The sequence below is a fragment of the Streptomyces sp. NPDC086835 genome (assembly GCF_044745705.1).
In the GTDB taxonomy this organism is placed as follows: Bacteria; Actinomycetota; Actinomycetes; order Streptomycetales; family Streptomycetaceae; genus Streptomyces.
Window position 1 is genome coordinate 13,227 of record NZ_JBIVAU010000018.1, and the last position, 13,889, is coordinate 27,115.

General features: G+C 67.5%; 14 protein-coding genes. 12 read left to right on the top strand and 2 right to left on the bottom strand.

What is annotated here, in order from left to right; translation table 11 throughout:
* Window positions 1-129: 129 nt before the first annotated feature.
* Window positions 130-810: a hypothetical protein gene (locus ACIPJI_RS34735; protein WP_402250877.1), complete on the bottom strand. Its 681-nt coding sequence runs from the start codon at window positions 808-810 to the stop codon at window positions 130-132.
* 153 nt (window positions 811-963) lie between these two features.
* On the opposite strand from ACIPJI_RS34735, the gene ACIPJI_RS34740 reads away from it, so the two are divergent.
* From ACIPJI_RS34740 to ACIPJI_RS34775, 8 genes are all read left to right on the top strand, one after another.
* Window positions 964-1,461, top strand: a complete 498-nt coding sequence (locus tag ACIPJI_RS34740; protein ID WP_402250879.1) for a hypothetical protein — start codon at window positions 964-966, stop codon at window positions 1,459-1,461.
* A gap of 155 nt (window positions 1,462-1,616) precedes the next feature.
* Window positions 1,617-3,566, top strand: coding sequence for an ATP-binding protein (locus ACIPJI_RS34745; RefSeq protein ID WP_402250881.1), 1,950 nt, complete (start codon window positions 1,617-1,619; stop codon window positions 3,564-3,566).
* A gap of 152 nt (window positions 3,567-3,718) precedes the next feature.
* Entirely contained in the window at window positions 3,719-4,009 is a 291-nt protein-coding gene (locus tag ACIPJI_RS34750; protein WP_402250883.1) for a hypothetical protein, read from the top strand.
* A 543-nt stretch (window positions 4,010-4,552) separates the two neighbouring features.
* On the top strand, window positions 4,553-5,089 hold the full coding sequence (locus ACIPJI_RS34755; RefSeq protein WP_402250884.1) for a hypothetical protein: 537 nt from the start codon (window positions 4,553-4,555) through the stop codon (window positions 5,087-5,089).
* A gap of 82 nt (window positions 5,090-5,171) precedes the next feature.
* On the top strand, window positions 5,172-5,489 hold the full coding sequence (locus ACIPJI_RS34760; protein WP_402250886.1) for a hypothetical protein: 318 nt from the start codon (window positions 5,172-5,174) through the stop codon (window positions 5,487-5,489).
* Complete coding sequence (locus ACIPJI_RS34765; RefSeq protein WP_402250888.1) at window positions 5,486-6,097, top strand: RNA polymerase sigma factor; 612 nt, start codon at window positions 5,486-5,488, stop codon at window positions 6,095-6,097. The genes ACIPJI_RS34760 and ACIPJI_RS34765 overlap by 4 nt, the downstream gene beginning before the upstream one ends.
* Window positions 6,094-7,323, top strand: coding sequence for a DivIVA domain-containing protein (locus ACIPJI_RS34770; protein ID WP_402250890.1), 1,230 nt, complete (start codon window positions 6,094-6,096; stop codon window positions 7,321-7,323). The genes ACIPJI_RS34765 and ACIPJI_RS34770 overlap by 4 nt, the downstream gene beginning before the upstream one ends.
* Window positions 7,324-7,896: 573 nt before the next feature.
* The gene (locus ACIPJI_RS34775; protein ID WP_402250892.1) at window positions 7,897-9,033 is read left to right on the top strand and encodes a hypothetical protein; all 1,137 of its coding nucleotides are present in this window, start codon (window positions 7,897-7,899) and stop codon (window positions 9,031-9,033) included.
* A gap of 74 nt (window positions 9,034-9,107) precedes the next feature.
* Here the strand turns inward: ACIPJI_RS34775 and ACIPJI_RS34780 are convergent, their stop codons facing one another.
* The gene (locus ACIPJI_RS34780; protein WP_402250894.1) at window positions 9,108-9,239 is read right to left on the bottom strand and encodes a hypothetical protein; all 132 of its coding nucleotides are present in this window, start codon (window positions 9,237-9,239) and stop codon (window positions 9,108-9,110) included.
* Between the two features lie 291 nt (window positions 9,240-9,530).
* On the opposite strand from ACIPJI_RS34780, the gene ACIPJI_RS34785 reads away from it, so the two are divergent.
* The 4 genes from ACIPJI_RS34785 (at window position 9,531) to ACIPJI_RS34800 (ending at window position 13,881) form a co-directional block, all read left to right on the top strand.
* Window positions 9,531-9,995 (top strand): hypothetical protein, encoded by a 465-nt coding sequence (locus ACIPJI_RS34785; RefSeq protein ID WP_402250895.1) that lies wholly within the window; start codon window positions 9,531-9,533, stop codon window positions 9,993-9,995.
* Between the two features lie 63 nt (window positions 9,996-10,058).
* A complete protein-coding gene (locus tag ACIPJI_RS34790; RefSeq protein ID WP_402250896.1) occupies window positions 10,059-10,697 on the top strand; it encodes a Crp/Fnr family transcriptional regulator in 639 nt (212 codons plus the stop codon).
* Window positions 10,698-10,799: 102 nt separating this feature from the next.
* Window positions 10,800-11,603: a hypothetical protein gene (locus ACIPJI_RS34795; protein ID WP_402250898.1), complete on the top strand. Its 804-nt coding sequence runs from the start codon at window positions 10,800-10,802 to the stop codon at window positions 11,601-11,603.
* A 31-nt stretch (window positions 11,604-11,634) separates the two neighbouring features.
* Complete coding sequence (locus tag ACIPJI_RS34800) at window positions 11,635-13,881, top strand: hypothetical protein (protein ID WP_402250900.1); 2,247 nt, start codon at window positions 11,635-11,637, stop codon at window positions 13,879-13,881.
* Window positions 13,882-13,889 lie beyond the last annotated feature (8 nt).

A 13,889-nucleotide genomic window follows, 5' to 3' on the forward strand; every position in this document is an offset into this window, starting at 1 on the left:
GCTGCCGTACTGCGCGCGGTCGTGACGTGAGGGGTTCGCCAGTTCTGTTCGCCGACGCGGCCCCTGCGAGGCGCGCGGCAACAGTGTCGGAGTGGCGCTCCAAGGGGCCTGGTATGCCAGTTCCGGTCGTCAACGCAGGGTTCCGGGAGGGTGTTTGACCACCGCGTTCGCCGTGGCGTCCCACACCCAGATTTCCGACTCCTGCCACAGCGGGGGCAGATCCTCCACGGGCCGGGTGTGCGGGTTGCCGTCCGGCCCTTGCGACCGCTCCCCCGTCTCAGCGTTGACCCAGTCCTCGGTCTCCACCAGGGACGGCCGCCAGTGCGGGTTGCCGACCAAGACCGCACGGACGCCGCCCAGTCTGACCTCACCGCGCAGTACCGGAAGTCGCCATTCGCGCTCGTGCAGCCAGACCGAGTCCGTCCCGGTGCGCACCGCCCAGTGCTCCAGACCGCTGGCCCTGAAGCGGGTGTGTACCGCGTCGGGCACGTAGGCCACGCCACCGCCTCCGAGGGCGAAGACCGCAGCGCGGGAGACCACGACGCCCCAGGGCGAGAAGCCGCGTGCGCCGATCAGATGGGCGAGGTGCTCGGGCGGGCTTTCTGAGAAGCAGACGCACTTCTGCGTCGCCCCGAAGGGCCGGAAGCCCCGCAGGACCCGTGTGCCGAGGATTGCGTCCAGCCGCTGCTCCGGCGTCATCGTGCTGATCTCTACGGGGATGTCGTCCGGGCGGCCCCCGTTGCGTCCGGTGAAGTGGAACAGATCGTCGCTCTGCGCGGGCCCGACCAGCCCGAGATCGATCAAGGTCACGTTTCCCCCGGTCATCCTGCGGCCGCCTCGCACCTGCGGTGCCTGTGCGCTCGTGCTCAAGGTTGGCCGAGACTACCCGTGACGTCTGACAGTCCTGTTTCGGCACCGTCGTCATCCCCTGCCACGGCACCAGGTTTTTGCGAGGGCAAGGACGTGCTGGCCTGCATCCACGGCGACAAGGCAAGCCGGCCGACGCGCTCGACGCCGTCGCGACACTCATCGGTGAAATCGGTGCCACTGCGTGCGCAGCCGCACTTCCGGCTCTGCGCGACCTTCTGGCAGCAGCTTCTTTGGGGCTGGGAAGGGTTCTACCTCGACGACCGGGAGGACCAGGAGTTCGAGTGGATGTCGCGGTACTCCGGCATCCCTGTCGAGGAGATTCCTACGGCTCTCGAAGCGTTCGACCGCTTCTTTCCCGTCCCGGACGGCTGTTTCGTCACGGCCGGGTTGACAGACGTAAGAATGGTCAAGATGGCGCCGCTGATCTTCCAAGGGATCGGCGCCCATCATCGCTGTGTCCAGTACGGCCTGTATGACCAGCAAGACCTCCCTGCGTTGAACCTGCGCTCCCCGTACACCCTCAGTGATCTCTGCCAACGCATCAGCTGCCCCGTCGACTTCCTGCTTCTGACCGACAAGCAGCTCAGGTAGCCGTCGGGGCGCACGGCGTAGCGCCAGGTGAATGACGTGCAAGGCGCCTTTCGGGGTGGCCGGACGCGAACAGCCGCGCGTCCAGTGCCTGATCAGGGCCCAAGGGTTAGGCCGTCTGGTAGATGACTGGACACAGTCGGTGACATGCTTCACCCATGCGGATTCCTGTCGAAGTGCGTCCTGACTTCATCGAGAAGGTTGCCCGCCGAACAGACCCGCTGGGAGCCGTAGAAGAACTGGTCTGGAACAGCCTGGACGCTGACGCCACCGAGGTCCATGTCGAGCTGGAGCTCGATGACTTCGGCGGCGTCCAAGCGGTTGTCGTGAGCGACAACGGGCACGGCATTCCGGCAGCGACGGTGGAGTCCGCGTTCAAGGGAATGGGCGGCTCGTGGAAGCGCACGGCGCCGGGTACGGAGAGCGGGCGTCAGCTGCATGGCCGTCACGGCTACGGGCGGTTCCGCGTGCTTGCACTGGGCTCCACCGCGACCTGGACTTCGGTATCGGCCGTTCCCGGCGGCATGAGCGAGGTGGTCATTCGCTTTCAAGACGGGGACAGCGACTTTGATGTCGAGGAGCGCGCGCCAGCGCCCTCTGCGAAGGCCGGCACCTTCGTGCGGGTGACCGGCGAGGCTCAGCGCAAGCAGCGTCTTACTGCCGACAAGGCTCGGGAAGAGCTGACCAGTCGGCTGGCGATGTACCTGAGCAAGTACCCCACTGCGACTGTGTGGTGGTGCGGCACCGCTCTCGATCCCAGTGAAGCGATCCTGGGCGAGCCCTTCGAGGAAGAGCTGGACATCGGTATCGACGTCGGCGGCGGACCGGGGCCGCTTTTGCGCATCGTCGAGTGGAAGACGAAGCCTCCGCGGCGGGAGCTGCTCATCTGCGACGCCGTCGGTGTGCACCGTATGACACTGCTGGCCCAGATCCAGGCACCCGACTTCTACTTCACCGCCTACGTGCTGTGGGACGGGTTCGCGAACCTGACCGATCACGACCTGTTGGAAGGGGAGTTCGAGCACACCGACTCCCTGCTGGGCAGCACGGTGAAGGCCGCGCGCACCCAACTGCGGGCTTACTTCCGCGAGCAGGAACGCGAGCGCACCCGCAAGCTGGTGCAACAGTGGATCGAGGAAGGCATCTACCCCTACAGCGGAGAACCGAGCGGCCCGGTCGAGGTGGCCGAGCGGGACACGTTCAACGAGGTGGCGTGCCTGGTCAGCCGCCAGCTGAAAGGGCCGAAGTCGGCGCGCCGTACGCAGATGGTGCTGCTCCGCGAAGCGCTGCGGCGTCAGCCCACCGCGATGCCGAAGGTCCTCGATGAGCTGTTCACCCTGTCCGGGGCGCAGAAGGAGCGGCTGGAGGATTTGGTGGATCGCACTCCGCTGGCAAACCTGATCGCCGCCAACGCGGAGACGGTCGATCGCATTGACGCCTTGAGTGCGCTACGTGAGCTGCTGTTCGAGTTCGAATCCCGATACACCCTGCGGGAGAAGGACCAGTTGCACCGCATGCTGGAGAAGGAGTGGTGGATCTTCGGGGATGAGTACAGTCAGGCCGTGTCCGAGATCGGGCTGACCAACGCCCTTAACCGGCACCTTCCCCGTCTGGAGGGCAGGACCGTGCCGCAGCAGAGGGTGCAGCTCCACAACGGAACGAGCGGACGACTGGATCTTCTGCTGTCCTGTGTGTCCGGCGCCGGCCGTACGAAGCAGCACTTGGTCGTGGAACTCAAGCGACCACGCACCGTGCTGTCCGAGGCGGAAGTCGCGCAGATCAACAGCTACGCCTACGCCGTCACCCAGGACGAGCGATACCGCCATGACGAAGACACGCGGTGGGAGTTCTGGCTGGTCGGCAACTCCATCGCCGACGTAGTGCAATGGCAGTACCCCGACGGATACCTCAAGAACGATGGCCGGGTCACTATCCGCATCATCACGTGGGGAGCGATCATGGACGCGTGCGAGGAGCGGTTGCGCATTCAGCGGGAACGGCTTGCTTACGCCTCCGACCAAGCACACAGCATTGACTACACCCAACGTATTCACGCGGACGCCGACGTGGTTCCTCTCCTGGCTGGTCGTGAAGACGACAGCGCCTGAGCCCATTGAACTGGCACTTTCCCAGGGTGGCGGTATGCGGATCCTGCCGCATACCGCGTGACGGTGGGGACCACCGGCACGCCGGGGATCGGAAGGAGGTGTAACGCACCCCGCCGGTCGGCGCACCCAACCCCTCGCCGAGGAGCAGCACCATGCCGTCGCAGGACCCGCACAAGAAGCCCGCCCGCAAGAAAACCACGCCCGGCGAGCAGCCCGACGGCACCGGGCCCACCCAGCGGCGGATCAGCCTGTCCGTGCCGGTCCCCCACCGCGTCAGCCTCACCGGCGCCACTGCGGTCACCGGCAGCAGCGCGCTGGCCGGTGCTATCGCCTCCGGGCACGCGCCCACCGAACCTGTCTACGTGTACTCCTTCATCGCGCTGTCCATCGCGACCATGGCGAACGACATCGCCCGCAAGTCCCTACGCCTGCGCGGCGCCTGACCCACCCCCGGCCCCTGGCCGGCAGCACGATGCCCCACCCGGGTCGGGGTGCCTGCCGGGATCGCGCGGCGCCCTCGCACCGGCCCAACCCCCAGCATCGGATCGTTTCACGGATGCGCACGGCGGACGGCCGGGGCCCGGCTTCACATCCGGGCCGCAGGCGCGGCCGGGGGTGCGCCCCGCGGGGCGGGAAGCGAGTCGGTGCGGCAGTGTCCATTCGGGCGCGGGACGAAGACTTCCTGGCCTGTCGGCATACGCGCGGGACAGCCGGGACAGCAATCAGGCTGTTGGAGGCTGCGCGGGGAGCGGCGGGGCGGGTGAGGAAGGAGCGGATGCGCTGTATGCGTCGGCCGGCCGGCTGCTGGCGGCCAGGCCGTACCGCGGGTCGGCGCACCCGGAGGCGGTGCGCGCGGCGCTCCTGGCCGATGAGGAGCTGCCTCAGGGGGCGGACTTCGCGGGGATAGTGCACTTGGTCGCCGCGATCGGGCTGGGGCGGAGGAGGTCGGGGCGGACGCGCTGGCCGAGGCGTTCGCTGCCTGCGGCATGTTCGGGCTGACGGCCGAGGACTGGGTACAGATGCTGGGGGCTGCCGAGCGGGGCGAGGGGCCGCCGGTGGACTGGGGGCTGCTCCAGCGGCACGCGGACGTGCTGGGGCCGGTTCAGCGGGCGAGTGACGCGGCGCTAATACGGGCGCGGACGGTGCTGATCGGACTTCGGTGGTTCTACGGGCTGTACATGCTGCACGGGATCCTCCTGCCGGACACACCGGGGCTGGCCGCGCTGCGGGCGCGGATCGACGAACGCGGCCTGGGCCCCTACCTCGATCACGTCATCTCGGTGAGCCCCACGCCCCGGCAGTTCGTCGAGAGCCTCATGGCCTGTCTCAGTCCGATCCTGGACGAGCTGTACGAGGCGCTCATGGAGCAGCTCGCAACCGACCCGGCCATCTTCCGCATCCCCGGCGACGAGACCGGCGTCGTCGGCTTGGGCGAGACCTGGATCCGCACGCTGCGCGAGCAGACGAGGGCCGAGAGCGGAAGGCGCGGGCAGGCACACGGGGCCGCTGAGGCGCCTGCCTAAAAGATCTTGGACTTTCGGTACCCGTCGGGGGCTGCTCGCGCGATGAACACGGTGACAGGCAAGTGGGCCGAGGAACGGGGCGGTGGAGAAGGTGCAGGAGTTGCTGATGCCCGAGGGGGTGATCGCCGTCCTGGCCGTGATGGTCGCCATCGGGGCGCGTGAGTGGAGGCGGGTGCAGCTGGCCCGTGAGAAGCGCCGCGAGCGCGAGCAGGAGCTGCTGGCGGAGATGGTGGCCGACGTCGCCGGCGGTAAGCGGGAGGTCCAAGTGCACCACGGTGGTGTGGCCGGCACGTGGTCGTTGACGGGCACCATGCCCGCCGGTGCGCTGCACCGGGAAGCGTCCGCTGAGCGTGGGGCGACCGTGGACGGGCGTTCGATCGCGGCGCGGCGGCGCCGGTGACCCTGCAGGACCATTCCCATGCGGGGCTCGGTCGCGATGCGGCCGAGCCGTGCGGGCCGATCACCGTGAGCCAGGTGGTCGATGAGGCGATGCTCGAGGCCTTCTTCGAAGCACAGAAGGACGGGCTGCTCAGGTTTCTGGCCGGGAAGGCCGGCCGGGATGACGGTGCGGAGCTGTTCAGTCAGGTCTTCGAGCAGTTCTTCGCGTGGTGGCCGGAGAATCCCGAACATCCCAAGCCGGTGGCGACGCTGTATCAGATCGCCCGCTGCCGCCTGAACGACCATTTCCGCCGTACCGGACGGGTCCTGACCGTCGAGGCTGAGGACCTCGCAGAGGCCGCGGCCAGCGGAAGCAACCGCGACGACCTCGCGGACGTCGTGCGGCGCACCGATCTCGGCGCTGCGCTGGCCGAGTTGACCGAGCGCGAGCGGCAGGCCCTGGCGGTGCGGTACGTCGCGGATCTGCCGGTGAAGGACTGCGCCGAAGTCCTGGAGGTCGGCATCGACACCATGAAGAAGGCCCTGAAGACAGCGTTGCAGAAACTGCGGCAGTCACCCCGCCTGGACGGTTACGGCACCGCCCGGACAGCGAAGGAGGCGCACCGGTGAATCCCGAACAGCACCACGACGGTGTGCAGGACGCGCACATCACGATGAGCACGGGCTCCGGGAAGACGTACGGCTTCGCCGCGATCATGCAGCGTCTAGACAGCCGCAGCGCGGAGGAGCGGGACCGGCTGCGGGCGCAGGCCGATGCCGCGGTCCTGGGCCACGAGGCGTACGCGTTGGGCCACGAGTACCTCGAGCGCGGCAATTACATCGCCGCCAGGCGGTGGTTGCGCGTGGCTGCCGACCGCAGCGTCCCCGGCGCCGAGCAGGCCCTGGAAGAGATCGACGTGAGGCAGTCGGTCGACGACCTGGCCGGCCGGGCAACGGTCACCGTGCCGCCAGACACTGCCCCCTGCCCGACGGCCCCGTCGTATCCCGTCATGCTCGACAGTTACGACATCTGGGCCTCGACCCTGGGGCACCTGGCCGTGGACGGCGTGACGGCGGCCGCCCAGGCGAAGGCGCAGCAGATCACGGAACGGGCCGACCGTGAAGCTGACGAACTCCTGAGCACCGCACGCAGACAAATGCAGCGGGAATGGGCAGTTTTCCAGCGCCGCATGGAGCAGTCCCACCGTACGGTCGCAAAGCTCCTCGGCGAGGCCGAGCAGGTGCAGTCGACAGCCAGGCAGGTCCGTGAGGATGCCCACCATGAAGCCGAAGTCCTGTTGAGGGAGGCCGAGCAGCAAGCCCAGTCGATCATCGACGACGCTCGGGCGCGGTCCTCTCAGCCCGATACCGGTCCAGGTCACGACTTTGCGGCGAACCGGATCCTTTGGTCGGCGCGCATGCTGGCTGCTCGCCTGGATCCGGCCCACACCTGGAACTGGCAGGGCCTGCTCTATGACCCCCCTGAGTCCTGCAGCACGACTGCGGACCATCTGCCGGAGCGCTACACCCCCGACGTGTGCGAAGGGCTACGGCCGCTCCGGCGGCCCGCGACGGCACCTGGCACACGAGCGGATACTGCAGCTGTGATGCTGGTTGCCTTCGATGACGCTGTGGCGGTGAAGTTGCGGGACCCGCAGCCGGACACAGGCACTTGGGCATCCCTTCAGGCCGTCCCGGCGCTTGCTCTTCATACGGGGAACCTGGAAGAGAACGTGGTGAGCTTCACGGTCCAGCTAGAGCACGGGGCGCTTGGCCATGGGACGTGTGCTGCTTGGCCGCAAACAGCCGAACACGTTGTGAGGATCTCCTTGGTGAACGCTGACTGTGACGAGTAAGGGGAAGGCAGGGCCGTATTCGGCGGGCGATAGTAGCCCTTTGCCATCGTTGCTCCAGTGGCAGCGAAGTCATCCAGGCCGGCCAGGCACGGTCCGTGTGGTCGCGCAGCCTGCGTGGGACGCGCGGCGGCCGGGATCGGCAACCAGGCCGCGGGCCTGCCCTGAGCGATCCCGTCGGGGGTGGGCAGTTCCGCCAGGCACAGCGACCACCCCGCCGCGGACATGCACGTGGTCACCCCGCCCAGGTTCGAGAGCTGATGGCCGTGAGGCAGTACGCGGCCGCGCTCGCCAGCAGCCCTGACCGCTGCTGGCCGTCGGCGAACAGCTCGCTCACCACAAGCTCATCGACGACCGGTTCTTCACCGCCTACGCCGAACCGGTACGCGTCTCTCGACAGCAGCCGACGCTACGGAATCGGTGTTGGCCTGCCGCTCCATCGGTCTGGCTGCCAGAGCGCGCAAGGGTGCGGGCTGGTCGGCGCACCGCCTCCGGAGGGGAGGCTTGTCAGCGGCATCTGGTGAGCTCGCTGTTGTAGGGCCGAGGATGCTCTACGGATCGCAGGGGGTGGGGTGCGTGGACGTTGAGGCGTTCTTCAGCAGCGGGGACGGATGGAGCGGGCCGTGGGTGCTCGATGTCGGGCTGGTCGAGTCGCTGCGGTTCGGCCCTCCGGCCGGACGCACTGACCTGGACGTGGCGATCGCGCTGACCCGGCTGCTGTACGACGACTTCGTAGCGCATGGAACAAACGGTCAGGGAAGGCACCTTGACGACGAGAACGTGCCCGTCGTCATGAAGGCCCACCGCGCCGTCCTGGAGCGCCTCGCCCTGGAGCCCGCCAGCTGGCCGTTTAGGACGTTCGACGGGCCGCGGGGGTTCGGTACGTATTGGCGCGACAACGGCATGAGCGGCAGCTGGAAGGCCCGCCGGGACTGCATCGAGCAGATCCTCGGCCCCACGAGGGACGCGCTGGAGGACCTGCAGGAGCTGGAGTACGAGCGCAGGTTCACCAAAGGGCCCTCGGGCAGCTTCAAGAACCTGATCTTCGCCGCCGACGGGGCGAAGCCGCAGATCGTGCTGCGCGACGCGGTGAACAACGACGTCGAGATTGTCCGCCACGCGGACACCTGCCTGGTGTTCACCGATCCGCTGCCGCCGCACGGGCTCACCTGGCGCCAGATGGTCGCCTGGTGGACGAAGAACCACGAGGCCGACGCCGACGAGAGGACCGCCGCCAGCACCTTGTACCGGCGTCTGTACCGGTCGCTGGACTCTGTGCCGGAGCAGTTGGTGATGCGCACCTACTGCGCCCGCTACGCCGAGAAAGGCGGCTTCGAGCTGCCCGCGCTGATACCGCAGGTCTACCTCCACTACGACCCCTACACGCGCCAGAGCGGCAAGCAGTCGGGGGCGCTTCACCGGCAGCGGATGGACTTCCTGCTCCTGGCGCCGGACCGCTCCCGCATCGTCCTCGAGGTCGACGGGGTGCAGCACTACGGCCGGCCGAACCCGCCCGACGAGAAGGGCCGGGTCACCTGGACCGCCGTGCCGCGGCTGTACTCGGAGATGGTCGCCGAAGACCGCCGGCTCAGACTCGCCGGATACGAGATCTACCGCTTCGGCGGCTGGGAACTCACCGAACCGAACGGGGAACATCTCCTGGAGAACTTCTTCACCGAACTCCTCACGCGGCACCAAAAGCCGACCCTGTAGGTCGGCTTCTGCGCCCTCGGAACTGGGGCATCCGGGCGCGGGCGTCCTGCCAGGATGTGTCGAGCCAGGTGGTGTCAGCGGAAGGCGGTGGCGGTGCGGCGGTGGCCGGAGCTGGCGGCCACGATCGCGAAAGCATGTGTGGCGGCGAGCACGGTCGCGGTTTCGCGCTCGTGCAGGTCGGTCGTCTCGTCGAGGACCTCGCTCACGGTGCGCTCAGAGCTCTTATAGCGGTAAGTCTGTTCCCCTGCTAACGGGGTTCACCCGGGATGGGCAGGAGGTTGGTGATCGTCAGCAGGTGAGGTCCCCCAGATGGACGGCTGCACCCGGCTGTGATCAAGCAATCGTGTTCGGTGCCATCCGGTGGGCAACTGCAGAGCGGTGGCGTCGTCCAGAGTGGAGGTTCACGGTCGGACGACGAACAGGAGCGTACGGTGGAAGGATCCTGGCCACAGGGCCTCTCGGCGTCTGGTGCGGTGAGGGCTGTTGCGCTGCAGGGCATGGCCGACGCCATGTTTGTCGAAGTGCAACGTGCAGATACAAAGGCGACGGCCTTGTGCGGGGTGACCGGTGGTCTGCTCGCGGTTGCCGCGGGGACGGCTCTGTCAACACCGGTCGGCTCCTCCTGGATGCTCGGGGCAGCTCTGGCGCTGGTGGGAGCACTGCTTGGGGCGGCTCTGGTCTCGGCGCTGAGGGCTTTGCGTCCCGTTTTCCCGAAGGATGACAGGCTCGTGTGGCAGGGGTCGTTTCTCCGCCAGGGAGGCGGATGCGTACATGCGCCGACTGCCTTCGTGCTCTGCAGGGTGAGCTCCGCGGAGGGACTGCCGTGTGAGGCCGAGAGACTTGCCTTGCTGACTGCCCTTGCGCGCAGGAAATTCAGGGCGATCAGGGGGTCGGTCGATCTGACCGTGGCCGCGCTCGGTGTGGCCGGATTGGGCCTGTTGCTCGCCTTTCTCATGTCCTGAAACCATCACCCCATGTGACCTGGTCCGAATGTTTGGGGGGATATGTATCAGCCGCACATCGCAGTGATCGGCGAGCAGTTGTGGTCGAAGCTGCGTGACCTTGCTCCCGTGCGGGTCCGCCCGGCACGCAGCCTTCTACTGCGGCAGGGGGACCCCGGCACCCACGTGATCCTGCTGTCGTCGGGGTCAACCCTCGTGACACTGACGGGCCCCAACGGAGAGCGGGCACTGCTCTCTGTACGCGGTCCCGGGGAACTGCTCGGGGAGTTGGCCGTCCTGGACGCGAAACCGCGTTCGGCTTCTGTGATCGCCGCAGAGGCCTGCCGCGTTCACCTCATTCCGGCTTCCGACTTCCTCGCCTTCGTCGAGGGGAACGGCCTGCTCACCTCGTTGCTTCGGCATGCGATCGCGCGGGTCAGGGAATCGGAGACCGTCAGGCTCGAGCTCGCCACCGCTCCTGTCCCCGTACGCCTCGCAGGTGCGCTGAGCCGGCTCGTTCGTGCGGCATCGACGCACCGCCTGGGGATCAGTGTTCGCCTGACGCAGACGGAGCTCTCCCAGATGATCGGCGCTTCCCGCAACGCTGTCGGCGCGGCGATCAAGCCGTGGCGAGAGCACGGATGGCTGGAGACCGATGCGGGCGGAGGGCTGCTGATTCACGACATCACGTCGATCGAGGCCCACGCTCGCAGCACGAAGTGACCGGTCACACCCGGGTGGTGCCCAGTAGTGGGCACCACCGCGCGCTCAGGCCGATGAGCATGGTGCACCCAGTTCCGTCGTGACCGAAAGGCTGGTGGCACCATGCCCTCTCCCCTGCCCTCTTCGCTCGATGTCCCCCCGGAGCAGGCGCTCCTTGCTGTCGACATGCAGGGCTACAGTCAGATCCCGGAGGCCAGGATGGCTCCGGTTCGTTCGGATCTGGACGACGTTCTCACCAACGTGTTGGCCCACAGCGGGCTGCACGACCCGCGCGATCGGCCCGGCGCGTACAAGGACACCGGTGATGGCGCCATCTTCGTATTGCCGGCCAAGGACATCGCGCGGCTGATCGATCCGCTGCTGGAGCACCTGCACGCAGCTCTCGTCCGCTACGACCGCGAACGCCTCGCCAGCGCTCCGTCGATCAGGTTGCGTGCCGCCGTGCATGTCGGCCCGTTGTCCCTGCCCGACCACCGTGGTGACGCCATCAATGAGGTGTGCAGGCTTCTCGACAGTCAGGTCGTGCGCACAGCCCTCACTGCGGCTCGCGAACACCGGGGCGGTCTTCTGGCTGCCGTCGTGTCGGAGCCTGCATTCCGCCGCACTGTTCGCGCGGGACGCACGCCCGACCTCGACGAAGAGCACTTTCTCCAGGCAACGGCGCGGGTGGAGGGCAAGGCGTTCGAGGAGCCGTGCTGGCTGTACACCCCGCGGATGACACCGCAAGGCCTCGCCCCGTTCATCAGCCCGGAGGCACCCGGTGGTGGGGTCGGAACGCCACCTGCGGCCACGCCGTCACCGGCCCCCGGGAACTCGCCCGCGGTCTTCCACTTCAACGGCGATATGACCGACACCACCGTCATCGGTGAGGTCAAGAAGATGCGCGTCGACCGGCGCCGAATCTGACCTCCCGCTTCTAACCACGTACCCCTGCGCTGTGTGGAAAGGAACCAGAACGCGCATGTCTGATGACCATCCCCTTCCTCCGCCTCGCCCTGCCCAAGCGTTTCCCTCTGCGCATGAGACGGGACAGGGCATCGGCACATCGTGGCCGTCAGGCCCGCCCGCACCCCTCACCAGAGAAGCGGCTGCCACAATCGGCGGGCAGGCGAGCCCTACGGCGTTTGTCCTGCCCCCTGTGCCGGGTGCTGCTCCGCCGCCGATCACAGTGCACAACCCGGACCTGGTCGCCGGCACCATCCAGAGCCTCACTCTTGAGATCAGGAAGCGGGACATCCTCGAAGGATCGCCCCTTTCACGTCACCAGATCGTGCAGGACCGGATGGTCCGCAAAGGCCAATGGGCCGAGGCGTGGCAGCAGGCACTGGATCCGGACGGAGTACACCTGCGGCAGCGCGTGCTGATCATCGTGGCTCCGCGCTCGTTCGGGTCAACCACTCTGGCCCTGCATCTTCTCGCCCAGCACACGGACGACCGCACCGACATCGTGAAACTGGATGCGGACTGGAGCGCCCCCAAGGTAGGCCGGCTTCCGGTCGAGGAGCATCACGCCTACCAGCTCGACCTGAAGGACCCCGACACCGACCGGGTCTCGTCTGACTTCCTCAGAGGGCTCGAGCAGCATGCCGAACTTCTGGAAAGCCGCGGCTCCTACCTCGTCCTGACCGTCGCCAAGGACCTCTGGAACGACCACTACGCACCGGCCCGGGCCCGCTTCCACGTCGTCCACCTCCTCGAGCCGCCGCCGGCGCAGGATGTCGTGGAAGCCCGTCTGCGGGCCCGTGACGCTGCCGGTCTGGTTCCCTACCTTCACGCCATCGATAGGACCAAAATTTCGCTGAGCGGTCTGGATGCCGTCGAGGCGGTCCGCGCGGCCGACTCCATGGTGCTGGCGTGGCAGGAACACGTACGGCGGACCGGTTCCTCGTTGCCTGTGGAAGGCCCGTCGTGGACGGCGGTCGACGTCGAACTCGCGGCACGGATCACTGCCGCTCTGTCCGACTGGCGGGACAAGCTTGACGTCCTGTTCGGAGAAACGGCCCTCGCGCACAACGGCAAGGACACCTCCCTTCCGTTGGAGGACCGCTGTCTCCTGCTGGCGCTCGCCGTGCGTCAGTCGGCCCCCATGCCCGAGGTGGCCAAAGCCGCACGAAGCCTGCAGAACATCATCAGCGCCGACCACGCAGGCAAGAACGGCTTCGCCTCAACAGCGGGTGCGGTGTTCGCGGGCCGCGGATTACGCCGCCGCATCGTCGATGCCGGCGCGGAGGTCGACAACCACGACGCGGTCGTGTTCGACCAGCCCGGCTACGGCAGAGCCGTCCTGACGTACGTCTGGGACAACTACGAAGTCATGCGCGAGCCCTTGCTGAAATGGCTGGTGTCCGGGGACGACAGCGTCGAGGCGACCGAGCGCGTCGTGGACGCTGTCGCCGCTCTGACCTTGCGGCACGGAAGTGCACATCACTTCAACCAGCTCGGCTCTCTCGCCCGCACCGCCAAAAAAGAACTGCTCAGCGCAGTGATGGTGCAGGCCGTGCAGGACGAGCACGCCGGCCGACACGCCTGGGGCACTCTGTACAGCTGGGCATCAGCTCAGGAGCACGCAGCCACCGTGGTGGCCACCTGCCGACGCATCCTGAACACTGCGGGCGTCACCGCCTCCCAGGCCAGGATGGCCATGGTCCGGCTGCGTCGTGTCGCCAACACCACTCGTGACGAATCAACCCGCACAGAGGTCCTCGATGCCTTCGAGAAACTGGCACAGCGGCCCGAAGGTGTGGCCCGGCTGGTTACCGAAGTACACGCCTGGCAACAGTCCGATCGATCAGGCAGAGCAGGTCCCACGGCATTCCTGGCTCTGATGTCGGTACCGGGCGGCACCACCCCATGGCTGCTGTCGGACGAAGCTCCGTCCGAGGTGAACGTCGAGCGCGCCCTGCAGACCCTGCTCGGAGACATCGCCACGGCTCCGGACGCCATCGACCGCCTCACCGGCTGGATCAAGGTGGCGGCCGCCGACCCTGACACCTACACCCGAATCCGCGACCGGCTGATCCCGGCACTGCGTGGCCAGAAGATGTTCAAGGCATCCATGGCCCTGATGCAGGCACTGGCCGACGTCCCCCTCGAAGAGGGCACGAACGCGGCGGAGGACTTCTGGGACCGCCTCATCGACAAACGTGTGCAGTCGGTATTCCCCCTCGACAGGACTTCGGAATGAGGTGGCCC